The organism is Dyella acidiphila (genome assembly GCF_014863405.1).
GTDB lineage: Bacteria > Pseudomonadota > Gammaproteobacteria > Xanthomonadales > Rhodanobacteraceae > Dyella_B > Dyella_B acidiphila.
In genome coordinates, this window is record NZ_JACZZA010000001.1 from 195,343 (window position 1) to 218,774 (window position 23,432).

General features: G+C 64.7%; 22 protein-coding genes. 8 read left to right on the forward strand and 14 right to left on the reverse strand.

What is annotated here, in order from left to right:
* The first annotated feature begins 82 nt into the window (after positions 1 to 82).
* Both IGX34_RS01005 and IGX34_RS01010 read left to right on the forward strand, forming a co-directional pair.
* Positions 83 to 2,617: a penicillin-binding protein 1A gene (locus IGX34_RS01005; protein ID WP_192553801.1), complete on the forward strand. Its 2,535-nt coding sequence runs from the start codon at positions 83 to 85 to the stop codon at positions 2,615 to 2,617.
* Between the two features lie 153 nt (positions 2,618 to 2,770).
* Complete coding sequence (locus IGX34_RS01010; RefSeq protein WP_192553802.1) at positions 2,771 to 3,448, forward strand: hypothetical protein; 678 nt, start codon at positions 2,771 to 2,773, stop codon at positions 3,446 to 3,448.
* Positions 3,449 to 3,520: 72 nt separating this feature from the next.
* Here IGX34_RS01010 and IGX34_RS01015 read toward each other — a convergent pair whose 3' ends face one another.
* From IGX34_RS01015 to rpoZ, 7 genes are all read right to left on the reverse strand, one after another.
* The gene (locus IGX34_RS01015) at positions 3,521 to 4,816 is read right to left on the reverse strand and encodes a citrate synthase (RefSeq protein ID WP_192553803.1); all 1,296 of its coding nucleotides are present in this window, start codon (positions 4,814 to 4,816) and stop codon (positions 3,521 to 3,523) included.
* Positions 4,817 to 5,055: 239 nt separating this feature from the next.
* A complete protein-coding gene (locus IGX34_RS01020; protein ID WP_192553804.1) occupies positions 5,056 to 5,301 on the reverse strand; it encodes a type B 50S ribosomal protein L31 in 246 nt (81 codons plus the stop codon).
* Positions 5,302 to 5,398: 97 nt separating this feature from the next.
* Entirely contained in the window at positions 5,399 to 6,340 is a 942-nt protein-coding gene (locus IGX34_RS01025; RefSeq protein ID WP_192553805.1) for a nucleoside hydrolase, read from the reverse strand.
* A gap of 56 nt (positions 6,341 to 6,396) precedes the next feature.
* A complete protein-coding gene (gene recG, locus IGX34_RS01030) occupies positions 6,397 to 8,511 on the reverse strand; it encodes an ATP-dependent DNA helicase RecG (protein WP_192553806.1) in 2,115 nt (704 codons plus the stop codon).
* A 79-nt stretch (positions 8,512 to 8,590) separates the two neighbouring features.
* Positions 8,591 to 8,974: a RidA family protein gene (locus tag IGX34_RS01035; protein WP_192553807.1), complete on the reverse strand. Its 384-nt coding sequence runs from the start codon at positions 8,972 to 8,974 to the stop codon at positions 8,591 to 8,593.
* Positions 8,975 to 9,050: 76 nt separating this feature from the next.
* Positions 9,051 to 11,213 (reverse strand): RelA/SpoT family protein, encoded by a 2,163-nt coding sequence (locus tag IGX34_RS01040; protein ID WP_192553808.1) that lies wholly within the window; start codon positions 11,211 to 11,213, stop codon positions 9,051 to 9,053.
* 142 nt (positions 11,214 to 11,355) lie between these two features.
* Entirely contained in the window at positions 11,356 to 11,646 is a 291-nt protein-coding gene (gene rpoZ / locus IGX34_RS01045; RefSeq protein WP_192553809.1) for a DNA-directed RNA polymerase subunit omega, read from the reverse strand.
* A 222-nt stretch (positions 11,647 to 11,868) separates the two neighbouring features.
* Here rpoZ and IGX34_RS01050 point away from each other — a divergent pair, with 222 nt between their 5' ends.
* On the forward strand, positions 11,869 to 12,693 hold the full coding sequence (locus IGX34_RS01050) for an MlaA family lipoprotein (RefSeq protein ID WP_225737128.1): 825 nt from the start codon (positions 11,869 to 11,871) through the stop codon (positions 12,691 to 12,693).
* Positions 12,694 to 12,773: 80 nt separating this feature from the next.
* Here the strand turns inward: IGX34_RS01050 and IGX34_RS01055 are convergent, their stop codons facing one another.
* From IGX34_RS01055 to IGX34_RS01085, 7 genes are all read right to left on the reverse strand, one after another.
* On the reverse strand, positions 12,774 to 13,082 hold the full coding sequence (locus tag IGX34_RS01055; RefSeq protein ID WP_192553811.1) for an STAS domain-containing protein: 309 nt from the start codon (positions 13,080 to 13,082) through the stop codon (positions 12,774 to 12,776).
* Entirely contained in the window at positions 13,069 to 13,752 is a 684-nt protein-coding gene (locus tag IGX34_RS01060; protein ID WP_192553812.1) for an MlaC/ttg2D family ABC transporter substrate-binding protein, read from the reverse strand. Before IGX34_RS01060 ends, IGX34_RS01055 begins: the two co-directional genes overlap by 14 nt.
* A gap of 25 nt (positions 13,753 to 13,777) precedes the next feature.
* Positions 13,778 to 14,656 (reverse strand): outer membrane lipid asymmetry maintenance protein MlaD, encoded by an 879-nt coding sequence (gene mlaD, locus IGX34_RS01065; protein ID WP_192553813.1) that lies wholly within the window; start codon positions 14,654 to 14,656, stop codon positions 13,778 to 13,780.
* Positions 14,657 to 14,708: 52 nt separating this feature from the next.
* Positions 14,709 to 15,482 (reverse strand): lipid asymmetry maintenance ABC transporter permease subunit MlaE, encoded by a 774-nt coding sequence (mlaE, locus tag IGX34_RS01070; protein ID WP_192553814.1) that lies wholly within the window; start codon positions 15,480 to 15,482, stop codon positions 14,709 to 14,711.
* Positions 15,479 to 16,315: an ABC transporter ATP-binding protein gene (locus IGX34_RS01075; RefSeq protein WP_192553815.1), complete on the reverse strand. Its 837-nt coding sequence runs from the start codon at positions 16,313 to 16,315 to the stop codon at positions 15,479 to 15,481. The genes mlaE and IGX34_RS01075 overlap by 4 nt, the downstream gene beginning before the upstream one ends.
* Before the next feature lie 94 nt (positions 16,316 to 16,409).
* Positions 16,410 to 17,057, reverse strand: a complete 648-nt coding sequence (gmk, locus tag IGX34_RS01080; protein WP_192553816.1) for a guanylate kinase — start codon at positions 17,055 to 17,057, stop codon at positions 16,410 to 16,412.
* On the reverse strand, positions 17,054 to 17,911 hold the full coding sequence (locus IGX34_RS01085; protein WP_192553817.1) for a YicC/YloC family endoribonuclease: 858 nt from the start codon (positions 17,909 to 17,911) through the stop codon (positions 17,054 to 17,056). The genes gmk and IGX34_RS01085 overlap by 4 nt, the downstream gene beginning before the upstream one ends.
* 78 nt (positions 17,912 to 17,989) lie before the next feature.
* Here IGX34_RS01085 and rph point away from each other — a divergent pair, with 78 nt between their 5' ends.
* From rph to IGX34_RS01110, 5 genes are all read left to right on the forward strand, one after another.
* Positions 17,990 to 18,718, forward strand: a complete 729-nt coding sequence (gene rph, locus IGX34_RS01090; RefSeq protein ID WP_192553818.1) for a ribonuclease PH — start codon at positions 17,990 to 17,992, stop codon at positions 18,716 to 18,718.
* 4 nt (positions 18,719 to 18,722) lie between these two features.
* Positions 18,723 to 19,322, forward strand: a complete 600-nt coding sequence (gene rdgB, locus IGX34_RS01095) for an RdgB/HAM1 family non-canonical purine NTP pyrophosphatase (RefSeq protein ID WP_192553819.1) — start codon at positions 18,723 to 18,725, stop codon at positions 19,320 to 19,322.
* 3 nt (positions 19,323 to 19,325) lie between these two features.
* On the forward strand, positions 19,326 to 20,492 hold the full coding sequence (gene hemW, locus IGX34_RS01100; protein ID WP_192553820.1) for a radical SAM family heme chaperone HemW: 1,167 nt from the start codon (positions 19,326 to 19,328) through the stop codon (positions 20,490 to 20,492).
* A gap of 63 nt (positions 20,493 to 20,555) precedes the next feature.
* Positions 20,556 to 22,952: a DUF1631 family protein gene (locus IGX34_RS01105; protein WP_192553821.1), complete on the forward strand. Its 2,397-nt coding sequence runs from the start codon at positions 20,556 to 20,558 to the stop codon at positions 22,950 to 22,952.
* Positions 22,949 to 23,281, forward strand: a complete 333-nt coding sequence (locus IGX34_RS01110) for a PilZ domain-containing protein (protein ID WP_192553822.1) — start codon at positions 22,949 to 22,951, stop codon at positions 23,279 to 23,281. Before IGX34_RS01105 ends, IGX34_RS01110 begins: the two co-directional genes overlap by 4 nt.
* Positions 23,282 to 23,432: the final 151 nt, after the last annotated feature.

Sequence of the window (23,432 nt, forward strand, 5' to 3'; positions counted from 1 at the left end):
GCCCACTGGCAGCCCGCCTTGGCCGACCCCGCACGGTGCCGGGCGGGAGCAACCTCAGAACATCTAGAGCAGCCCCGACCACATGACGCGAATTCTGAAAGCCTTGCTGCGCTGGTTCCTGATTCTCGGCTTCAGCGGATTGCTGCTGATTGCCGCCGCCGCCGGCGTGGCCTACTGGCTGGTCGCCCCCCGGCTCCCCTCCGTGGCGGTGCTCAAGGATTACCACATGCAGGTGCCACTGCGCATCATCAGCGCGGACGGCAAGCTCATCGCAACGTTCGGCGAGACGCGGCGCATCCCGGTCTCCATGGAGCAGGTGCCGGACATGCTCAAGCATGCGGTGCTGTCGGCGGAGGACGCCGATTTCTACAGCCACCCGGGCGTGGACTGGCGCGGCGTGATGCGTGCCGGCTTCCACGTGGTGGCTTCCGGCGGCAACAAGACCCAGGGCGGCTCCACCATTACCCAGCAGGTCGCGCGCAATTTCTTCCTCAGCCCGGAAAAGCTGTACTCGCGCAAGCTGATCGAGATGTTCATCGCCCTGCGCATGGAAGGCGAGCTGACCAAGGACCAGATCCTCGAGCTGTACCTCAACAAGATGTTCCTGGGCCATCGCTCCTACGGCGTGGCCGCTGCGGCCGAGTATTACTACGGCAAGCGGCTGGACCAGCTGACGGTGGCCCAATGCGCCGCCATCGCCTCCACCTTCCAGCTGCCCTCGGCGGCGAACCCGCTGACCAATACCCAGCGCCTGCTGGCCCGCCGCAACTGGGTGCTCGGCCAGATGCTGGAGCACAAGTACATCAACCAGGCGCAGTACGAGGAAGCCATTCATGCGCCCGACGATGCGGCGCCCCATGAGCAGCCGATCCAGGTGGAGGCGCCCTATCTGGCCGAAATGGCCCGCCTGCAAGCCCTGGATCGTCTTGGCAACGACGCGCTGACCGAAGGCTATGTGGTCAAGACCACCATCGTCAGCACCCGCCAGCAATCGGCGGTTGTCGCGGTGAGGGACGGCCTGTCCATCTACGACCACCGGCACGGCTGGCGCGGCCCGGAGGCCCACCAGGAACTGCCCGCCAATGCCAGCGATGCCGACTACGGCAACCTGCTGTCCAGCTATATGGACGTCGCCGGCCTGACGCCCGGCCTGGTAATCGCCTCCAATGCCAGCGAGGCCTCGATCTATCTGTCGAGCAAGCAGACCATCACGCTGAATCTGGCGGCGATGGACTGGGCCCGTCCGTACGTCAATGAAAGCCGCATCGGCGCCGCCCCCAAGGCGGTGAACGAGGTGCTCAAGCCCGGCGACATCATCCGCGTCATCCAGGACGACAAGGGCAATTGGCAGCTGACCCAGATCCCCAAGGCGCAGGCCGCGCTAGTGTCGATGAGCCCCGATGACGGCGCGATCCAGTCGCTGGTCGGCGGCTTCAACTTCCAGCGCAGCAAGTTCAACCGCGCCGTGATGGCGGCGCGCCAGCCGGGCTCGAGCTTCAAGCCTTTCATCTACTCGGCGGCCTTCGAGCGCGGCTTTACCACCGCCTCGATCGTCAACGACGCGCCCCTGGCCCTGCCCGACCCCTCCCAGCCGAACGGCCTGTGGACGCCATCCAACGACGACAACAAGTTCGCCGGCCCGATGCGCCTGCGCGAGGCGCTGGTGGAATCGAAGAACCTGGTCTCGGTGCGCCTGCTCGATGCGATCGGCGTGCGCTATGCGCGGGACTACGTCACCCGTTTCGGCTTTCCGCTCGATGCGCTGCCCAACAATCTGTCGATGGCGCTGGGTACGGCGTCGGTATCGCCAGTCAGCATGGCGCGCGGCTACGCGGTATTCGCCAATGGCGGCTATCTGGTCACGCCGTATTTCATCAGCGAGATCGACGACCGCGATGGCAAGCCGGTCTACGTGGCCAACCCGGCACGAGCCTGCGCCAGCTGCCAGGCGCGCCTGCTGCAGAACACGCCGCCGGCACCGCCGCCGGCCAGCATGCTGACCAACGGCGTGGTGCCGAGCTCGTCCGGCAATGCACCGGCACCCGCAACCAGTGTCGCCATGGCCGGCGAAACCACCCTGCCGGCCGATGCCCATAGCGGCGAGGTCGCCCCGGTACTGGCCCCGCACGTGATCGATATCCGCAACGATTACCTGGTCACTTCCTTGATGAAGGACGTGATCCAGTCGCCCACCGGTACCGGCTATGCCGCCAAGGCGCTCAACCGGCCGGATCTGGCCGGCAAGACCGGCTCCACCAACGATCACCGCGATGCCTGGTTCGTCGGTTTCAACGGCGATCTGTCGACCGCTGTCTGGGTCGGCTTCGACGACTTCGGCTCCCTGGGCAAAGGCGAGTTCGGCGCCAAGGCGGCGCTGCCGATCTGGACCGACTACATGGGCGATGTGCTCAAGGGCACGGCGGAAAACAGTCTGTCCATGCCGCCCGGCATCACCACCGTACAGATCAACCGCGACAGCGGCCTGCCCACGGAAACCGGGGACCCGGACGCCATGTCGGAGATCTTCAAGGTCGAAGACGTGGACCGACTGCACAACCAGGCCCAGCAGCAGGATCAGCAAAATCAGGATCAGCAGCAGGCCAACGATATTTTCTAGAGCCGTCGCTGGCGCGACCGGGGCGCCAGGCGCGGCCCCGGACGCGCCTAACCGTCCAAGCTGAAAGTTGAGAAAGTGCAGAAACTCACTTTCTCAACATCTTGATAGTTTTCCGGTAGTCTTGCCGAGGACGCGCAATAGAGGGCCGGAGCAATGGCACGAGGCGAGCACCATCGCATCCACGCACACGACCGTGTGCAGCGCAACCGGTTACGCGTCGCCCAGGAGGCGGCGCGACTGATGAGCGAACACGGCATCCGCGACTTCCACCACGCCAAACGCAAAGCCGCCGAACGTCTGGGCGTGCTTGATGAACAAGCCCTGCCCCGCAATCACGAGATCGAGCAGGCCCTGCGCGAGCACCAGCGCATTTTCCAGGGCGAAAGCCAGCCGCAGTTGCTGCGCAGCCGGCGCGAGGCCGCGGTGGAAGCCATGCGTTTCCTGCAAAGTTTCGAGCCGCGCCTGGTCGGCTCGGTACTCGATGGCACCGCCGATTCGCATTCGGCAGTCTGCCTGCACGTATTCAGTGACGATCCGGAAGCGGTCAGCATTTATCTGCGCGAACGCGGCGTGCCGGTAGAAACACAGAATCGCCGCCTGCGCGTCAGCCGCGACGAACAGGTGGAATACCCGGTACTGCTGTTCGCGGCCGACAGTCTTCCCTTCGACCTCACCGTGCTGCCGCTCAATGCATTGCGCCAGGCGCCGCTCGATCGCATCGACGAGAAGCCCATGCGCCGTGCGTCGCTGGCGACGGTGGAAATCATGCTGGCTGAAGAAGACAATCAGCAGGACGACTTCGAGCGCAAGCTCGCCGCCGCACTGCGCTGATCCATTCACTCGCATAAACAAAAAACGCCCGGCTTTATGCCGGGCGTTTTGCTTGCAACAGACGCAGAGCGATCAGCGCTTGTCCATCGCCGTGTAATCGCGCTTGTCGGAGCCGACATACAACTGGCGCGGACGGCCGATACGCGAGCCGGGGGTTTCGTGCTGTTCGATCCAATGCGCGATCCAGCCGGCGGTACGCGCAATGGCGAACATCACCGTGAACATCTCGGTCGGAATGCCCAGTGCCTTGTAGATGATGCCGGAATAGAAGTCGACGTTCGGATACAGCTTGCGCTCGACGAAGTAATCGTCCTTCAGCGCCGCCTCTTCCAGCTTCATCGCCACATCGAGCAGCGGATCGTTGACGCCGAGCTCGGACAACACCTTATGGCACATCTCGCGGATGATCTTCGCGCGCGGGTCGAAGTTCTTGTAGACGCGATGGCCGAAGCCCATCAGGCGGAAGTTGTCATTCTTGTCCTTGGCGCGCTTGACCGCGGTTTCCACCTTGTCCGGCGTGCCGATCTCTTCCAGCATCTTCAGCACGGCTTCGTTGGCGCCGCCGTGTGCGGGGCCCCACAGCGCGGTGATGCCGGCAGCAATCGACGCATACGGATTGGCACCGGTGGAACCCACCAGGCGCACCGTCGAGGTGGATGCATTCTGTTCGTGATCGGCGTGCAGGATGAACAACAGATCCAGCGCCTTGGACGCCACCGGGCTCATTTCCAGCGGCTCGCTCGGCACTTCGAACATCATGTGCAGGAAGCGGTCGACGTACGCGAGGTTGTTGCGCGGATAGCGGAACGGCCAGCCGATCGAATAGCGATAGCAAGCAGCGGCGATGGTCGGCATCTTGGCGATCAGGCGGATCGCTGCCAGCTTGCGGTCTTCGGCGTTATCGACATCCAGGTCTTCATGATAGAAGGCCGACAGCGACGCCACCGAAGCGGCCAGCATGGCCATCGGGTGCGCGTCGTGGTGGAAGCCCTGGAAAAAATTCTTGTGCGACTCGTGCATCATCGTGTGATGCGTGATGTCGTTTTCGAACGTAGAGAACTGGCTCTTGTTCGGCAGTTCGCCGTGCAACAGCAAGTAGGCCACTTCGAGGAAGCTCGACTTTTCCGCCAGCTGTTCGATCGGGTAACCGCGGTACATCAGCACGCCCTGGTCACCATCTATGTAGGTGATGGCGCTCTTGGTGCTGGCGGTGCTGCCGTAGCCCGGGTCGTACGTGAAGTGCCCGGTGTCCTTGTACAGCGGCGCGATGTCGATGCAGGCGGGGCCAATCGTACCGGTCAGCAACGGGAGCTCGCTGCTGCGGCCGTTGGACTCGTCTACCAGCTTGACGGATTTTGAATCGGACACGGAAACCTCCTACACATGGGTCGCCACCGGAGGCAACCGCAGAACGGTGACCAGCCGGCGAAGGAAAGTCACATCATCCTTGTGGGGAATGGATGATGCATCCGATCCATTATCGCACATCGGCCTATGCACATCCGAGGGCGCATGGTCCGATTGACACGCACAAAAACACAGGGCAGGCGCGAGGCCTGCCCTGTGCGAATGGCTTACCTGCTTGTGACAGCAGGTATGCAGAATGATTACTTCTGCGCGTAGCGGCGGCGGAACTTGTCCACGCGGCCACCGGCATCAACAACTTTCTGCTTGCCGGTATAGAACGGGTGCGAATGGCTGGAGATATCCACCTTGATCAGCGGGTACTCGTTGCCGTCTTCCCACTTGATGGTTTCCTTGGTCGCAATCGTCGAGCGCGTCAGGAACGCGAACTCGGACGAGAGGTCCTGAAACACCACCTGGCGGTAATTCGGATGGATATCGGGCTTCATGACAGGCTCAAAGCGGTGGGTGAAAAGAGCGGCAGTATAGGCTGCCACCCTATTTCAGTCAACTTGCCGGAACATCGACCGGTCCAGCGGGAGCGGCTCAGCCGGCCTTGTCGGCACCTAGCGCGCGCCGCACCATCGCCGCGAATTTGCGCTGATCCAGCTCCATCACCACGTTGGCCCGGGCCGGCAGCTTCAGGCGATTGCCCCAGTCCACCACGGTGGCGCCGCGGGTGAGCCGCCCATCCAGTTCCACGCCGACATGCCGGCGCTCGCTGCGCACGACCACGGATGGGTCGATCGCCACTGCCATGGCCAGGGCATCGGCGGCGATGATCCCGCGCCGGCCGCTGCGCAGATTGGTTTCGCGCGCCACCTGGAACACCCGGCCGAAGAAGGCCGCGCGGCGGTCGCCCTCGGCCAGCCACTGGTCGAACTCCGCCTCGTCGAAGGCGTGGCGCAGAGTCAGTTCCCAATCGACCAGGTCGAACTCGGGGAAGCCTTCGAACACGATATGCGCGGCTTCCGGATCGAAGCCCACGTTGAATTCCGCCGGCACCCGCCCGGTATTGCCATGGCCGGTTACCGCGCCGCCCATCACCACCAGGCGCTTCACGCGCTGCGGCAGGGACGGATCCAGTTTCAAGGCCAGCGCCAGATTGGTCAGTGGCGCCAGCGCTACCAAGGTCAATTCGCCCGGGTGCTCGCGTGTCAGCCGCAGCAAGGCCAGCGCCGCGTGCTCGCTCTCCAGGCCTGCCGCAGGCTCGGGAAAGCCGACATCGCCCAGCCCGTCACGCCCATGCACGAAGGCCGCATCTTCTTCCGGCAGACGCACCAGCGGCGTCGGACAGCCGGCAAACACCGGCGTGGTCGCGCCTGCCAGATCGACCAGCGTGCGCGCGTTGCGCACGGTATGGGAGAGACCGACATTACCGGCGGCAATGCTCAGGCCAAGCACATCGGCGTGCGCATGCGCCATCAGAATCGCCAGCGCATCATCCACGCCGGGGTCGGTATCGATCAGAAGTTGCGGCTTGCTCATCGTATTTCCTTGGCTGAGCCGGCTAGCTTATTGCGAGCGCGCGATGTCGAACAGGGTCAGGCATTCACGTAGCGCGCAGCGCCGCCGATCCAGCGCTCGATCAGCCGCCCGGCCTGCCCGGCATGCTGCGCCAGCATCTGCTCACCCACCTGCTGCACAGCCGGCAGCAGATGCGCATCACGCGACAGATCGGCCATGCGGAAACTGAGCTGACCGGTCTGACGCGTACCGAGGACTTCGCCCGGGCCGCGCAGCTCCAGATCCTTTTCCGCGATACGGAAACCATCGTTGGTTTCCCGCATCACCTGCAGGCGCTCGCGTGCCAGCTGCCCCAGCGGCGGCTGGTACAGCAGCACGCAATTGGACGCCACCGAGCCGCGCCCGACCCGCCCGCGCAGCTGATGCAACTGCGCCAGCCCCAGACGCTCGCTGTTTTCAATCACCATCAGGCTGGCATTGGGTACGTCCACGCCCACTTCGATCACCGTGGTCGCGACCAGCACGGCCAATTCGCCAGCCTTGAACGCATCCATCACCGCCTGCTTTTCCTTGGGCTTCATGCGGCCGTGGATCAAGCCCACCTTGCAATCGGTGAGCGCGTGCGTGAGTTCCGTATGCGCCGCCTCGGCAGCCTGCGCGCGCAGTTGCTCGGACTCTTCGATCAAGGTGCACACCCAGTAGACCTGGCGCCCTTCCATGCAGGCCGCATGGATGCGCTCGATCACCTCCATGCGCCGTGCATTGGAGATGGCGATGGTCTGTACCGGCGTGCGTCCCGGCGGCAATTCGTCGATGGCGGAAATATCCAGGTCGGCGTAGGCACTCATGGCCAGGGTGCGCGGAATCGGCGTAGCCGTCAGCACCAGCTGATGCGGCACCAGCTCACCTTCCAGGCCTTTGTCGCGCAGCGCCAGGCGCTGCTGCACACCGAAACGATGCTGCTCGTCGACGATCACCAGGCCGAGGCGCGAAAACGCCACGCCTTCCTGCATCAGCGCATGCGTACCGATCACCACCGGCGCACCCTCGGTCACTCGCTGCATCGCCTGTTGCCGTGCCTTGCCTTGTTGTTTGCCCGCCAGCCACTCGACGGCAATACCGAGCGGCTCCAGCCAATGACGAAAATTGCGCAGATGCTGTTCCGCCAGCAATTCGGTCGGCGCCATCAACGCCACCTGGCAGCCTACTTCCACCGCTGACAAGGCCGCCGCGCATGCCACTGCTGTTTTGCCCGACCCGACGTCGCCCTGCACCAAGCGCAGCATGGGATGAGATTGCGAGGTATCCGCCGCCACTTCCGCGATTACGCGCTGTTGTGCGCCGGTGAGCTTGAACGGCAATCCCTGCAGCCAACGCTGTTGGTGTTTGCCGCGATCGGCCAGCACGGGTGCATGGCGTTCGCGCACTGCCATGCGCAAGCGCTTCAAGCTCATGTGCTGGCTCAGCAATTCTTCGAAGGCGAGACGCTGCTGCGCGGGATGGCGGCCCTGCATCAGCTGATCCATGCGCGCATCCGCGGGCGGCCGATGCACGTACAGCAAGGCCTCGCGCAACGAGGTCAGGCCGAATTCCGCGCACAGCGCCGGCGGAATCAGCTCCAGCTCCGCCTCCGCCGGCAACAACTGCAGCGCCTTGCCGATCACACCCGCCAGGCGCTTCTGGCCGAGTCCCTCGGTGGTGGGATAGACCGGCGTCAGCCGCTCATCCAGCACGACTTCGGCTGCCTCATCCAGACGTCGGTACTGTGGATGCACGATTTCCAGACCGATACCGCTCTGTCGTACTTCGCCGTAGCAGAGCAGCCGCGTGCCCACGTGAAACTGCTCGGCCTGCGCCTTGTTGAAGTGAAAAAAGCGCAGCAACAGTGTCTGCATCACGCCATCGCCGATGGCCACCTTCAGCTGCGGCCGATAGCGATACGTCTTTTCGACTGCCTCGACCACGCCAACCACTTGCGCCCGCATGCCCGGACGCAGATCCGCCATCGGCACGAGGTGCGTGCGATCCTCGTAACGCAGCGGCAGGTGAAACCACAGATCCTGCACCGTGTGCAGACCCATGCGCTGCAGCGTTTCCACCAGCGCAGGCCCCACGCCGCCGAGACTGGCGAGCGGCAGCTTGCCCGGATCGGCGACAGCGTCAATCGATGCCTGGGATTTGATAGCAGCCATCCGTCAAGACTAGCCGAGCGGGCTCAAGCACGCCTGCGCATCGCCGACAGGACATGTCGGCGATGCACTCGGCGTTCGATCAGTCCAGCACCATCACGGCGTCGACTTCCACCTGCGCCGCTTTCGGCAAGCCGGAAACCTCGATCGTGGAACGCGCCGGATACGGCTGCTGGAAATACTCGCCCATGACGGCGTTGACCGCCGCGAAGTTCGCCAGATCGGTTACGTAGATACCCACGCGCACGATCTGCGCCAGCGAACCGCCGGCCGCTTCGGCCACCGCCACCAGATTGTCGAACACGCGGCGCGTCTGTGTGGTGATATCGCCCTCGACCAGGGCGCCCGTAGCCGGATCCAGCGGAATCTGGCCGGAGAAATACACCGTATTGCCGGCACGCACGGCCTGCGAATACGGGCCGATGGCAGCGGGAGCCTGGTCAGTGGCAATGATGGTACGGGGCATGGGGACTGTCCGGAATGGAAAGCGGCCAGTGTAAAGCGATGACGCAGGGTTCGACAGCCGCGAATGAAGCACCGCCTCAGAGCGGATAGCGATAGGCCCCGCTGACCACACCCGTACGCCGCACGCGCCGGATCACCTCGGCCAGGTGTTTGCGATTCTTCACTTCGATGGTGAACAGCAGTGTGGCCGCCGCCATATCGCGCTCGACGTATTCCACGTTCTCGATATTGGAATCGGCCGCGGCAATCGCCGCCGCCACGGTCGCCAATACGCCGGGACGGTTGATGACTTCGATGCGTAGCTCGGCGCGGTAATCACCCTGCACATCGCGATCCCACTCGATTGCCACGCAACGTTCGGGCGACTTGCGCAGCTCCACCACATTGGGACATTCGGTGCGATGCACGACGATGCCCTTGCCCGGCGAGAGGTAGCCGATGATGTCGTCGCCCGGCAACGGATGACAGCAATTGGCAAAGCTCAGCACGCCGCGCTCGGCGCCGGTGATGCGGATCTTCTCCGCTACATGCGTAACCGGCGTACCGCGCACGGTGGCGCCGCGCGAAGCCACCAGCTGGCTGGCCACCTGGTCGGGCATGCGATTGCCCAGCGCAATGTCCGACAGCAGCTCTTCCAGCCGCTTGAACTTGGATTTTTGCAGGAATTTTTCCAGCACGTCCGGCTGGATCGCATCCAGGCTGGTGCCTTGCGCATCGAGTGCGCGATCCAGCATGCGATGGCCGAAATCCACCGCATCTTCGTGCTGCAGATGTTTCAGGTACTGCCGGATCGCAGTGCGCGCCTTGCCGGTGACCACGAATTCCAGCCAGGCCGGATTGGGCACGGCGGAAGGCGCGGTGATGATTTCCACCAACTGGCCCGACTCGAGCCGCGTACGCAACGGCAGCAGCTTCTTGTCGACGCGCGCCGCCACCGCGTGATCGCCCACGTCGGTGTGCACGGCATAGGCAAAATCCAGCGCCGTTGCGTTGCGCGGCAGCGAGAGGATGTCGCCGCGCGGGGTGAACAGATAGGTTTCATCCGGGAACAGGTCGATCTTGACGTTCTCGATGAATTCGGCCGCTTCCGGCGTATTGGCCTGGCTGTCCGCCAGCGAGGCCAGCCATTCGCGCGCACGCGCCTGCGCGCTGTTGGCGGGACCGCTCTCGGTCTTGTACGCCCAATGCGCCGCCACGCCGCGCTCGGCTACCGAATCCATTTCTTCGGTGCGGATCTGCACTTCGATCGGCGCGCCGAACGGCCCGAGCAGCACGGTGTGCAGCGACTGGTAGCCGTTGGCCTTGGGAATGGCGATGAAATCCTTGAAGCGCCGGTCGACCGGCTTGTACAGCGCATGCACCACGCCCAGCGACATGTAGCAACTCATCGCGCTGTCAGTGACCACGCGAAAGCCGTACACATCCATCAGCTGCGCAAAGCTCTTGTGCTCGCTGCGCATCTTCGAATAGATGCTCCAGGGCGACTTGATGCGCCCCACCACGCGTACCGGAATGCGTTCGTCGACCAGCCGCGCCGTGAGCGCGCCTTCGATGCGCCCCATCGCTTCGCGCCGATTGCCCAGCGCGGCGCGGATGCGTTCGCTGATCACCCGGTAACGATCCGGATGGAGCGCGCGGAAACCCAGGTCCTGCAGTTCCGCCTTGATCTTGTTCATGCCCAGGCGCTGGGCGATGGGCGCGTAGATTTCCAGCGTCTCGCGCGCGATGCGGCGGCGCGAATCGGCATCCTTGGCACCCAGCGTGCGCATGTTGTGCAGGCGATCGGACAGCTTGATCAGGATTACGCGCAGGTCTCGCGCCATCGCCAGCAGCATCTTGCGGAAGCTTTCCGCATCCGCCTCCTGGCGGCTGGAAAAGCGCATCTTGTCCAGCTTGGTGACACCGTCGACCAGCTCCGCCACGGTATCGCCGAATTCGCCGGACAACGCGGCGCGGCTGAGCGAAGTGTCTTCCAGCGTGTCGTGCAGGATCGCCGCAATGATCGTTTCGGCATCCATGCCCATCTCGGCCAGGATGCCGGCCACGGCGATGGGATGGGTGATGTAGGGCTCGCCACTCTTGCGCGTCTGCCCTTCGTGCGCCACCGCGCCCACCTGATAGGCACGCAGCACGCGCTCCACGTTCTGTTCGGGCAGGTAGGCGATGCGCTCTTTCAGCGCCAGCACGTAGGGTGGCAGTGCGGACGTATCCTCGGAAGCGGGATGCGTGGCCGCGGTCATGGGATCACGACGCCCGTTCAGGCGTTCGCCTCATGCTGGATGTGGAAGAGAAGCGACTCGGGGCAAGCGGCGCGCGCAGCGCTACACGCTTGCCCGGCATGGCCGGATCGACGACTGCGCGGTCGACAGCCGCCGCCTTCCATCAGTCATCTCCGCCCTTGGAGAGATCGTCATCCACTTCCTGGGCAGCCCATTCCAGCGCTTCGCGCTCGGCACGCTCGCGCTCGGCGCGATCGATCTCGTCGATGGTGGCCTGGTCGATGCGGCGGTCGGCGATTTCGCGCAGCGCCAGCACGGTCGGCTTGTCGTTGTCGGGGTGAACGGCCGGTTCGGCACCGTTGGCCAGCTGGCGGGCGCGCTTGGTCGCCATCAGCACCAGCTCGAAACGGTTATCGACTACCTCGAGGCAGTCTTCCACGGTAATGCGGGCCATGGGAAATCCTTAGACAATAAAAGACTTATGCGGTCTTACAGTTTATCGGGCAGCCACTTGGCTGGCAATGCGATTGGCTCTTATCATGCCAGACTGCCCCGCGCCAGCTCGAAAGCGCGGTGCAAGTGATGCACAATATAAAACTAGGAAGTTCACTTTTACTAAAAATCCCCCCATTTTGCAGCGGACCCCCTCTCGATGCCCTCCCTGCCCCGCCTCCTTTTGAGCCGCCTTCTCCCCCTGGCCGCAGCTACCCTGCTGGTCGGCTGCGCCATCGCCCCGCCGCGTACGGACGATCCGCTGGAGAAGTTCAACCGCAAGAGCTACGCCTTCAACATGGCGCTGGACAAGCACGTGCTGCGTCCGGTCGCCGTGGGCTACACCAAGGTGACGCCCAAGCCGGTGCAGACCGGCATCGGCAACTTCTTCACCAATATCAAGCTGCCGATCAGCATCGCCAACAACCTGATGCAGGCGCGCCCGAGCGATGCCATCACCGATACCGGCCGCTTCATGATCAACATGACGGTGGGTCTGGCCGGCTTCTTCGATCCGGCCACCAAGATGAAGATCCCGCTGAAGGAAACCGACTTCGGCATCACCCTGGCCCGCTGGGGTGTGCCGGAAGGCGATTACCTGATGGTGCCGCTGCTCGGCCCCACCACTTTCCGCGACGTCTGGCAGTACCCGGTCGACGGCTACCTGTTCGACCCGATCAGCTACTTCGAACGTAACCACAATTTCCATTGGGGCCAGTACTACATCCCCGAAGTGGTCTATTTCATCCAGATGCGCGCGCAGCTGCTCGACGCCGACAGCTTCCTGCAGTCGGCCTACGACCCCTACGCCTTCGTGCGCGACGCCTGGCGCCAGACCCGCCTGAACAAGCTCTACGACGGCAATCCGCCGGCAGAGGTGATGCTGAAGCTGCAGCAAGGCCAGGGCTCGAACAACTCGAACCAGAACTTCGACCCGGCCCAGTTGCTGAAGGAACAGCAGCAGTGGGAGCAGAAGCAGAAACAGCCGAACAGCTCGGGCAATCAGTAACTCGCCCGTAGGCACAAAAAAAACGGGGCTTCGAGCCCCGTTTTTTTATGCCTGTAACAACGCCTTGGATGCCAGCCGGTTCAGTGCAGGAAGGGCTCCACGCCGCAAACCTGCGCCAGCGCCTGCATGCCGACCGGCACGTGTTGCACCAACACCCGGCGACCGCCCTGATCCGCTTCCGACAGCGCCGCCAGCACGCAGGCCAGTCCGGCACTGTCGCACGTGGTCACGCCGCCCAGGTCCAGGGTGCTGCGCCCATCCTCGCCGAAGGCGGCACGCATCGCCGCCAGGGCATTCGCTGCGGTGGCGAAGTTCAAGGTGCCGGACACGGCAACCGTGCCCGGCGCCTCGGCAACCACCCTGAACTGACCGGATTTACTTGGCGCCATTACCTTTGTTTTCCTGTTCCATCTGCTGCAACGCCTTGTCGCCCTGCGTCTCCAGATCCTTGATCAGCTGGTCGAGGCCTTCCTTCTTGATCTCCGCATCGACCTGGTTGCGATAGTTGGTGATGTAGGAAATGCCTTCGATGATCACGTCATACGCCTTCCATTGACCGTCGGCGGTCTTGTGGAACACGTAGTTCACGGCAATCTGCTTATTGTCGTCGGTGGTCACCTGGGTTTTCACCACGGTGTACTTGTCGTTGAGCTCGCCCTGGAACGGCAGCACCTTCACCGTGCCCTTGGTGTAGCTCAGCAGGCCTTCCGCATAGCGATTGGTCAGCGAGGTGTAGAACGCCTTGGCGAAGCGCGAGCGCTGCTCCGGCGTGGCTTCGCGCGCGTGCATGCCCAGCACCAAAATCGAGGCCCAGTCCGTATCGAAGTGCGGCAGGAAGATCTGGTTGATCAGCGTCACCAGCTTGGGCTTGTTGTTCTGCAGCTCGGCCTTGTGGTCGGCGATCTGGGTGTCGAGGCTGTTGGTGATGGTCTGCACCACCGCTTCCGGCGTCGATGCATTGGAAGCCTGCGCGCTCGAGGCGTCCTGCGCGAACGCCGGCACGGCGATCACGACGCTGCCCAGGGCGATGGCGGTAGCAATAGCCAGATGACGCAACATGGATGACTCCTAGTAAGGCCGGGGCTCAGTGCTTGCCGGCAGGGGTATTGGGCGAACCGTTGCCACCGGCGTTGTTGCTGCTGCCGCCGCTGGACGAACCATTGACCAGGAACTTGCCGATCAGGTCTTCCAGCTGCATGGCCGACTGCGTCAGCACGAGCTGGTCACCATCCTTGAGCGAATTCGGCGAGCCACCGGGTTGGATCGCAACATACTGGCTGCCGATCAAACCACTGGTGAATACCGCCACGGAGGAATCGTCCGGAATCTGGTTGTATTGCTTGTCGATCGCCAGCGTCACGACAGCGTCGAGCTTGACCGGATCGGCCTTGATCGACGCCACGCTGCCGATCGCCACACCCGCCATCTTCACCGGGGCCCCCACCGACAAGGCGCCCACATTGGTGAAATCGGCGCGAACCGCGTAGGTGCCGCCGATCGCATCGGCCACGCCGCCGGCGCCGACGAACTTGCTCAGCATGTCTTCCAGCGAAGCCGCCGGACGGGTCAGGCCCAGGTGGCCGCCATCGGCCACGTACTGCTTGGCCTTGCCGAACTGCAGGCCTACGAACTGATCGCCCAGCAGGCCGCTGGTGTAGATCGTGGCCACCGAATCGACCGGAATCTGGTTGTACGTGTTGTCGATGGACAAGGTGACGTCCGCCACGTCCTTGCCCGGCTCCAGCGTGATCGACTGCACCTGGCCCACGCGCACACCCGCCACTTTCACCGGCGCACGCTCCTTGAGCTGGCCGACGTTGGCGAACTGCGCGTCGAAGCGGTAGCTGGCACCCTGATGGCTGTTGGCAATCGAGCTGGTCTGCGTGGCCAGGTACGCCAGCGCGGCGAAACCGAGCACGATGAACAGGCCGGTGCCGACGGCGTAGGATTTTCTCTGGCTCACGGCAAATTCCTCAAAAAGAAACAGTGGGTCATGGCGATGCAGATCGGTCCGGTCACATCAGGAACGCGGTAAGCACGAAGTCCAGCGCCAGAATCGCAATCGATGAAGCCACCACGGTACGCGTCGTCGCATACGCCACGCCTTCGCTGGTGGGCGGCGTGGTATAGCCCTGGAATACGGCGATCAGCGCCACCACCGCGCCGAAGGCCGTGCTCTTCCACAGCACGCCGTTGATGATGTCCTGCCATACGTCCACGGTGGCGGTCATGTTCGACCAGAACGTACCGTTGTCGATGCCCAGCCAGTTCACGCCCACCAGATGGCCGCCGAAAATGCCCATCGCGCAGAACACGCAGCACAGCAACGGCATGGCGATCAGGCCGGCCAGGAAACGCGGCGCGGCGACATAGGCGATCGGATCCACCGCCATCATTTCCATCGCGGCGATCTGGTCGGTGGCGCGCATCAGGCCGATTTCCGCGGTGATCGAGGTGCCGGCGCGGCCGGCGAACAACAGCGCCGTCACCACTGGCCCCAGTTCACGGTAAATCGACAGCGCCACCACCGAGCCGGTCGCGGAACTGCCGCCGAAAATCGCCAGCACGTGATACAGCTGCAGCCCCAGCACCATGCCTACGAACAGGCCGCAGGTCATGATGATGGTGAGGCTCATCGCGCCCACGAACCACAGCTGGCGCAGGGTTTCGCGCACATGCCGCAGGCTGAGCGGAATCGCCGCCAGGATCTGCAGCAGGAACAGGCCGCAGCGGCCGATCTGCGCCAGCGTCTGGAGCACGAGATTGTTGTACTGGGTTTGCGCGCTCATGCAGCACCTTGCTTGAAACCGAGGGCCTGCGCGTAATCGCCAGCCGGATACTGGAACGGCACCGGCCCATCCGGTTCGCCGCCGAAGAACTGGCGCGTCCACGGCGAGCCGTCGTCGGCGATGGTCTTGGGATCGCCCTGCGCCACTACCTTGCCATTGGCGATCAGGTATACGTGGTCGGCCACTTCCTTGATCGCGGCCAGCTCGTGCGCCACCAGCACACTGGTGATTCCAAGCGTGTCGTTGAGCGTACGGATCAACTTCAGCACCTGGGTGAGCGCGATCGGATCCAGCCCGACAAAGGGCTCGTCGTAGAGGATCAGCATGGGATCGAACACGATCGCACGCGCCAGCGCCACGCGGCGCGCCATGCCGCCAGACAGCTCGCTGGGCATCAGCGAAGCCGCACCGCGCAGACCCACCGCCTGCAGCTTGGTCAACACGATGTTGCGGATCAGCACTTCCGGCAGCCGGGTGTGCTGGCGCAGCGGAAAGGCCACGTTTTCGAACACGTCGAAATCGGTCAGCAAGGCGGAGTTCTGGAACAGATAGCCGATGCGTTCGCGCAGCGAGAACAGCTGATCGCGCGGCAGCGCCGGCACGTTCAAGCCATCCACCTGCACCTCGCCGCGGTTGCCGCGCATCTGCCCGGTGATGTGCTTGAGCAGGGTGGTCTTGCCGGTGCCGCTGGGGCCCATGATGGCGGTGATCTTGCCGCGCGGGATATCCATGTCCAGCGCATCGAACACGGTCTTGCCGTTGAGCACCGTGGTCAATCCACGGATGCGCACCAGGGCGCGATCGTCGAGCTTGGCTTGGACGGTATCGATCATGGGGAGGGGGCGTAGACCAAAGTGGAGAAGTTAGCTGAAGTGAGCATTCAATGCTATACGGGCCAGTGCAGTAATCGCCCGCTGCATAGAGAAACTAGCCGCCGGCCAGGAGTTCCCGGATCAGGGCCTCATGCCGCTGGCATTGCAACGCCGTACGCAGGCGTACGGCCTGCACGATGGCCTGGAGGCCATCCAACGCATCCTCGAAACGGTCGTTGACGATGATGTAGTCGAATTCGTGCGCATGAGCGATTTCGCCGCGCGAATTGCGCAGCCGGCGCTCGATCACCTCCGCGCTGTCCGAGCCGCGGCCGCGCAGGCGGCGCTCCAGTTCGGTCCGCGACGGCGGCAGGATGAAGACGCTGACGCAATCGGGCTTGGTCCGCCGAATCTGCGCGGCACCCTGCCAGTCGATCTCCAGCAATACATCCCGTCCCTGCCCCAGCAGGTCCTGCACGGTCTTGCGCGAGGTGCCGTAGAAGTTGCCGTGCACTTCGGCATGCTCGAGAAAAATACCCTCGCCCACTTCGCGCTCGAACTCGCCGCGCTCGACGAAGTAGTAATGCCGGCCGTATTGCTCACCCGGACGCGGCGGCCGCGTGGTGTGCGAGACCGACAGCGAAATCGCCGGCTCGCGCTCCAGCAGTGCATTGACCAGCGTGGATTTGCCCGCACCCGAAGGTGCGGCCACGATGAACAGCGTGCCGCAGATCGTGCCCTCGGTGGAAATGGGGGTACTCATTCGATGTTCTGCACTTGCTCGCGCATCTGCTCGATCAACACCTTCAACTCCACCGCCGCATTGGTGCTGCGCGCATCCACCGATTTGGAGCCGAGCGTGTTCGCCTCGCGATTGAATTCCTGCATCAGGAAATCCAGGCGGCGCCCTACCGGCTCCTTCAAACCCAGCACGCGGCGCGTTTCGCCGATGTGCGTGCTCAGGCGATCCAGCTCTTCATCCACATCCGAACGCGTGACCTGCAGCACCAGTTCCTGCTCCAGGCGCCCCGGATCGGCCGGCTGCTTCAGGTCGGCCAGGCGCTGCTCCAGCCGCGCCCGCAGGCCGGTGCGGATTTCCGGCATCCAGCCGCGCACGTCGGCGACGATGCGCTCGATGCCGTCCAGCCGTTCACGCAGGATCTGGCCGAGCTTGGCGCCCTCGCGCTCGCGGGTGGCGGTAAGCGCATCCAGCGCCCGGTCCAGCACGCCGAGCAGGGCCGCCTGCTGTTCGTCCTGGTCCACTTCGGCATGCTGCAGCACGCCGGGGAAGCGCAGCAGTTCGGTGAATTCGATGCGCATGCTCGGAAAACGCGCCACCAGCTCCTGCGACAGATCCGACAGCCGCCCGATCATGGTGCCGTCTACCTGCAGCGACTCGCCGCGCGATTCGCCCCGCCGCACGGTCACGTCCACCTTGCCGCGCGACAGCCGCGCCGCAATGCGCTCGCGCAGGGCCGACTCGAAGCTGCGCTGGTCGTCCGGCAGGCGCGGGCTGATTTCCAGATAACGGTGATTGACCGTGCGCAACTCGCAGGTCAGCGTTCCCGCAGGGGTGACGGCCTCGGCGGAGGCATAGGCGGTCATGCTGCGGATCATGGCTGGAAACAGTCCTAGAGCGGTGGAGAAAGGGGCCAATGGTAAACTGTCGCACCCCGACTTGCCCAACACGCCCCTATGACAGTGTCCCGCCCGAGCGGCCGCGCCCCAAACCAGCTGCGCCAGATCACCATCGAGCGCCACTACACCCGCCATGCCGAAGGTTCGGTGCTGGTCGCCTTCGGCGATACCCGCGTGCTGTGCACGGCCAGCGTCGAAGACCGCCTGCCGCCGTGGCTGCGCGGCAAGAACGAAGGCTGGGTCACCGCCGAATACGGCATGCTGCCGCGTGCCACCGCCACCCGCACCCAGCGTGAAGCCACGCGCGGCAGCCAGGGCGGCCGCACCATGGAAATCCAGCGCCTGATCGGCCGCAGCCTGCGCGCCTGCATCGACCGCCAGGCGCTGGGCGAACGGGTGATCACGCTCGACTGCGATGTGCTGCAGGCCGACGGCGGCACCCGCACGGCCGCGATCACCGGCGCCTATGTGGCCCTGGTCGATGCGGTCAACGTGCTGATGAAACGCGAGAACCTGCGCCGCAATCCGGTCATCGGCGCGGTGGCGGCGATCTCCGTCGGCGTCTACCAGGGCATGCCGGTGCTCGATCTGGACTACGCCGAAGACGCCAACTGCGATACCGACATGAACGTGGTGATGAACGACGGCGGCGGCATCATCGAAGTGCAAGGCACCGCCGAAGGCCATGCCTTCCGCCGTGACGAGATGGACGCCATGCTGGATCTGGCCGAGCACGGCATCGGCGAACTGATCCGCCTGCAGCGCGCCGCGCTGGAAGCGAACTGACGCCATGCAACGCATCGTTCTCGCCAGCAGCAACCGCGGCAAGCTTGCCGAATTCAACGCCCTGCTCGCCGACAGCCAGTTCGAAGTGGTGCCGCAAGCCGAACTCGGCGTGGAAGACGCCGAGGAAACCGGGCTCACCTTCGTCGAAAACGCGCTGCTCAAAGCGCGTCATGCAGCGCAGGTCACCGGCCTGCCGGCGCTGGCCGACGACTCCGGCCTGTGCGTGGCCCATCTGCGCGGTGCGCCGGGCCTGTATTCGGCGCGCTACAGCGGCGGTCATGGCGACAGCGCGGCCAACAACGCAAAACTGCTGCGCGAACTCGATGGCGTGGGCGCCGAACAGCGCGGCGCCTTCTTTATCAGCGTGCTGGCCTTGCTGCGGCATGCCGACGATCCGGCGCCGATCATCGCCGAGGGCCGCTGGCACGGACGCGTGCTGGAGGCGCCGCGCGGCGTGCACGGTTTTGGCTACGACCCGCTGTTCCTCCCGCACGAGCAACTGCTCAGCGCGGCCGAGTTGGAGCCGGCGGTGAAGAACCGTCTGAGCCACCGTGCGCAGGCGATGGCGCAGCTGCACGCGCGCATCGCCGAATTGCGCGCCTGATCGATGTCGCTGCTGCGCGCTCCACCGTTGGCGCTGTACGTCCATATGCCGTGGTGCGTAAAAAAGTGCCCGTACTGCGATTTCAATTCGCACGGGCTGCGCGGCGAACCGCCGTATGCGCGCTACGTGGAAACCTTGCTGGCGGATCTCGATGCCGATCGGCACGATTTCGGCGCCGCGCTGGAAGGCCGCACGATCACCAGCGTGTTTTTCGGCGGCGGCACGCCCAGTCTGTTCGCTCCCGAACTGATCGCCCGTTTCCTGGATGGCGCGCGCCAGCGCCTGCCGTTTGCGCAGGCCTGCGAGATCACCCTGGAAACCAATCCCGGCACGGTCGAGCACGGTCGTTTCGACGGCTATCTGGCAGCGGGGGTCAATCGCATCTCTTTCGGCATCCAGAGCTTCGACGACGCCAAGCTCAAGCGCCTGGGCCGCATCCACTCGGCCGATGAAGCGGAAGCCGCGGTGAAATCGGCGCAGGACGCGGGCCTGGGCAATATCAATCTGGACCTGATGTATGCGCTGCCGGAACAGGTGCTCGACGGCGCCCTGGCCGATGTCGAGCGCGCCGTCGCACTGCAGCCCACACATATTTCGCACTACCAGCTCACGCTGGAACCCAACACCGTGTTCGCCGCCCACCCGCCGCCGCTGCCGGACGACGATGCGGCCTGGGCGATGCAGGAAGCCTGCGAGGCGCGCCTGGCCGCAGCCGGCTATGCGCAATATGAAATATCCGCGTATGCCCAGGCCGGCCGGCGCTGCCAGCACAACCTCAATTATTGGCGCTTCGGCGACTACCTCGGGCTGGGCGCCGGCGCCCACGGCAAACTCACCGATGCCGGCCAGGGCCAGGTCTTCCGGCGCTGGAAAGTGCGCCACCCCAATGCCTATCTCGAAGCCGGCGGCAGCGCCGGGCGCATCGGCGGCCATGCGGCCGTGGCGGCCGACGAGCTGCCTTTCGAGTACATGCTCAACGCCTTGCGCCTGATCGAAGGCGTGCCGGCCGCCGCCTTCAACGAGCGCACCGGCCTGCCCCTGGCACAGATCGCCGATCGCCTGGCCCAGGGCCGGCAGCGCGGCTGGCTGCAGACCGACCCCGGGCAACTGGGCACCACCGCCCTGGGGCAGCGCTTCCTCAACGACGTCATCGCCAGCTTCCTCGACTGAACGCATGACGCCAAGCCGGAACCGGCTTACACTTTCGCCTGGGGAAATTCTGAGATCTGGGTCATGGATGTGGAACCGAAGGTGCATCCGTCTGCCGCCCGCGACCGTGCTTACCGTGCCAGCCACGGTGACCGGCCCGTGCGCGTGCGCCGCTTGATCGATGCGGCCTGCACGCTGTGCGATCACTGGGTAGAGCCGACGCTGCGCCTGTGCCTGGATCGCTTCGACAAGCGCCTGTACGAACTGGCCGAAAAATCGCGCAATCACCTGGAGCAGCAACGCTGCTTCGACAGCCGCAACCTGATCCAGCAAGGACGCGACGGCCTGATCCAGTCCTTCGCCGCGCGCCTGCGCGACAGTTTCGAGCAGATGGGCGATATCGACGACGGCGAAGAACAACCGCTGAGCCTGCAATCGCTGACCCTGCTCGACCGCACCGAGCACGAACTCAACGCCGCACTCGACAAACTTGCCGCGCGCACCGAAGCGCACAACGGCGCGCTGCTGTCGGAGCTGTCGTATCGCCTCGCCGTACTGGTCGGCACGCCGCCGCTGGAAGGCATGGATCTGCCGCCGGGCCCGCAAAACATGGCGCGGATCCTGCGCGCCGCCAGCGAACCGCTGAATCTGCCGATCGAACACCGGCTGATCCTGCTGCAAGTGTTCGAAGGCAGTGTCGGCGGTGCGCTGGTGTCGCTGTACGAAGGCATCAACGCCAAGCTGCTCGGCGACGGCATCCTGCCGCAGCTGCGTCCGTTTGCCGCCGCGCGGCCCACGCACGGGCCGGCCCAACAGAACATGCAGCCGACCGCGACGCCCGCGACCAATCCGGCGGCTGGCAACAATGCCGAGCGCAGCGAACCCATCGCCGTACTGGAAACCCTGCGCGACCTGCTCTCGCGCCAGCGCGTCGCCGCTGCCGGTCCGGTGCCCAGCGCCAGCGGCCGCACTGCCAGCCAGGAAGAACTGCAAGTGGCCCTGTCGGCCCTGCAGCAGCACATGGTGCAGGTCACCGACCACACCAGCCGCGAACTGCGCAGCGCGCAGCGTCTGCACGAAGAACTGCTGCTGCAGCTCAATGCGGGGCTGCCGCCGGGCGCGCCGGGCATGCAGCTCACCGCCGAGCAAGGCGATACGGTGGAACTGGTCGCCATGCTGTTCGAGCAGTTGGCCACCCAACTGCACCAGGGTGGCGACGGCAGCGATGCGCGCCAGCTGCTGGGCAATCTGCAATTGCCGATGCTGCGCATGGCGGTCAGCGACCGCGACTTCTTCAATCAGCGCGAACATCCTGCACGCCAGATGCTGGGCAAGCTGGCCGAAGCGATCGACAACTGGCTCGACGGCCCTGATGGCGAAACCGATCACCAACTGCTGGGCAAGCTCAGCCACCTGGTGGAACGCACGCAGCAGGAACCGCCCACGGCAGGTCTCTACACCAGCCTGCTGGCCGATATCGAATATCACCTGGCACAGCTGTCGCGCAAAGCGCAGGCCGCCGAACGTCGCCACGTCGAAGCCATGCAAGGCCGCGAGCGGCTGGAGCAGGCACGCCGGCGCGCCGACGAATTGATGTCCGAACGGCTGAAGGCCGCCTCGCCGCGTGGCCTGCTGCGCACCCTGCTCGAACGTGCCTGGACCGACGTGCTGGCGCTGAACCTGCTGCGCCATGGCGAGGACAGCGACGGCTTCCGCCAGCAACTGCGCATCACCGATCAATTGCTCGGCCAGTTCCCGGTCAACGATGCCGTGCTGCTGCGCCATGAAGTGGAAACCGGCCTGCAGCAAATCGGCATGAACAGCGAAGAGGCCGAACAGGTCGCGCAGCGGCTGATCGGCGTCGAAGCGCCGCAAGCTAGCGAACCGGCCAGTGTGTCCGCGGAGGCCCCTGCGCCGGTTGCCGCGTCGCTCGCCACCGTCACGCCAATCAATATCGACCTGGCCGCGCATGCGCCGCAGCCTGCCGAAACGCCGCTGCCCGCCGTCGCCGCCGCCAAGCCCACCCCGGCCCCGGTGCGTACCGCCGAAGCGCCCAGTGCCACCGATCTGGCCATCCGCCTCAAGCAGCGCCAGCGGCTGGGCGAACAGCGGGGCCAGGAAGCGGCGCACCCGACTCATGCCGCCGTGGTACCCCCGCTTGGGCTGCGCGAAGCACGCATCCACAATCGCCTGCGCCAGCTGCCGTTCGGCAGTTGGTTCGAATTCACCGACCCGGCCACGGGCGAAACCATCCAGCGCAAGCTGGCCTGGTTCTCGCCGGTATCGGGCAATAGCCTGTTCGTGAATCGCCGCGGCCAGCGCAGCGATGTCATGAACCTGCAGGAGCTGGCGCGCGCCATCGCCAACGGCCGCGTGCGCGAGCTGCCGCCGCAGAACGAAAACATGCTCGACCGTGCCTGGCACGCCCTCACCACCAGCCTGCTGCGGCCGGCGTCGCCACTGCCGGAGGCCCGCTCATGAACGAACAGCGCCGCGCCCCGCGCAAGCGTCCGGATTACAGCGTGACGGTGATGGATGCGATCACCGGCCAGCCGCTGGGCCATCTGGGCAATCTGTCCAGCAACGGCATGCTGCTGATTGGCCAGCGCGTGCCGCGCAGCGAGGCGGTGTACCAGGTGAGCCTGCCGCTGCCCAAGCACGACGGCACCGCGCCGACCATCGAGATCGGCATCCAGGAGCAATGGCACGAGCCGGCGGCCACGCCCGGCCAGACCTGGGCCGGCTACCGCATCATCGCCATCGGCAGCGGCGATGCTTCGCAGCTGGAGCATTGGTTGCAGCAGGCTTGATGATTTTTTCGCCGGCTGAAACTTGAAGGCAAATCTCACTGCGCCGTCATTCCCGCGAAATAGGGTTCGCGGGGAGCGCGCATGGATGTGCTCGGTCTTGATGAGCAAGGAATCGATCTTGGCCTGAAGCCCCAGGTCAAAGTGGATTCCC

What these genes read in the sequence shown, in the direction of transcription:
- IGX34_RS01005 (WP_192553801.1), top strand. Translation starts at nt 83, where the DNA reads ATGACGCGAATTCTGAAAGCCTTGCTGCGCTGGTTCCTGATTCTCGGC.
- IGX34_RS01010 (WP_192553802.1), top strand. Translation starts at nt 2,771, where the DNA reads ATGGCACGAGGCGAGCACCATCGCATCCACGCACACGACCGTGTGCAG.
- IGX34_RS01020 (WP_192553804.1), bottom strand. Translation starts at nt 5,301, where the DNA reads ATGAAGCCCGATATCCATCCGAATTACCGCCAGGTGGTGTTTCAGGAC.
- IGX34_RS01025 (WP_192553805.1), bottom strand. Translation starts at nt 6,340, where the DNA reads ATGAGCAAGCCGCAACTTCTGATCGATACCGACCCCGGCGTGGATGAT.
- recG (WP_192553806.1), bottom strand. Translation starts at nt 8,511, where the DNA reads ATGGCTGCTATCAAATCCCAGGCATCGATTGACGCTGTCGCCGATCCG.
- IGX34_RS01035 (WP_192553807.1), bottom strand. Translation starts at nt 8,974, where the DNA reads ATGCCCCGTACCATCATTGCCACTGACCAGGCTCCCGCTGCCATCGGC.
- IGX34_RS01040 (WP_192553808.1), bottom strand. Translation starts at nt 11,213, where the DNA reads ATGACCGCGGCCACGCATCCCGCTTCCGAGGATACGTCCGCACTGCCA.
- rpoZ (WP_192553809.1), bottom strand. Translation starts at nt 11,646, where the DNA reads ATGGCCCGCATTACCGTGGAAGACTGCCTCGAGGTAGTCGATAACCGT.
- IGX34_RS01055 (WP_192553811.1), bottom strand. Translation starts at nt 13,082, where the DNA reads ATGGCGCCAAGTAAATCCGGTCAGTTCAGGGTGGTTGCCGAGGCGCCG.
- IGX34_RS01060 (WP_192553812.1), bottom strand. Translation starts at nt 13,752, where the DNA reads ATGTTGCGTCATCTGGCTATTGCTACCGCCATCGCCCTGGGCAGCGTC.
- mlaE (WP_192553814.1), bottom strand. Translation starts at nt 15,482, where the DNA reads ATGAGCGCGCAAACCCAGTACAACAATCTCGTGCTCCAGACGCTGGCG.
- IGX34_RS01075 (WP_192553815.1), bottom strand. Translation starts at nt 16,315, where the DNA reads ATGATCGATACCGTCCAAGCCAAGCTCGACGATCGCGCCCTGGTGCGC.
- gmk (WP_192553816.1), bottom strand. Translation starts at nt 17,057, where the DNA reads ATGAGTACCCCCATTTCCACCGAGGGCACGATCTGCGGCACGCTGTTC.
- IGX34_RS01085 (WP_192553817.1), bottom strand. Translation starts at nt 17,911, where the DNA reads ATGATCCGCAGCATGACCGCCTATGCCTCCGCCGAGGCCGTCACCCCT.
- rph (WP_192553818.1), top strand. Translation starts at nt 17,990, where the DNA reads ATGACAGTGTCCCGCCCGAGCGGCCGCGCCCCAAACCAGCTGCGCCAG.
- rdgB (WP_192553819.1), top strand. Translation starts at nt 18,723, where the DNA reads ATGCAACGCATCGTTCTCGCCAGCAGCAACCGCGGCAAGCTTGCCGAA.
- hemW (WP_192553820.1), top strand. Translation starts at nt 19,326, where the DNA reads ATGTCGCTGCTGCGCGCTCCACCGTTGGCGCTGTACGTCCATATGCCG.
- IGX34_RS01105 (WP_192553821.1), top strand. Translation starts at nt 20,556, where the DNA reads ATGGATGTGGAACCGAAGGTGCATCCGTCTGCCGCCCGCGACCGTGCT.
- IGX34_RS01110 (WP_192553822.1), top strand. Translation starts at nt 22,949, where the DNA reads ATGAACGAACAGCGCCGCGCCCCGCGCAAGCGTCCGGATTACAGCGTG.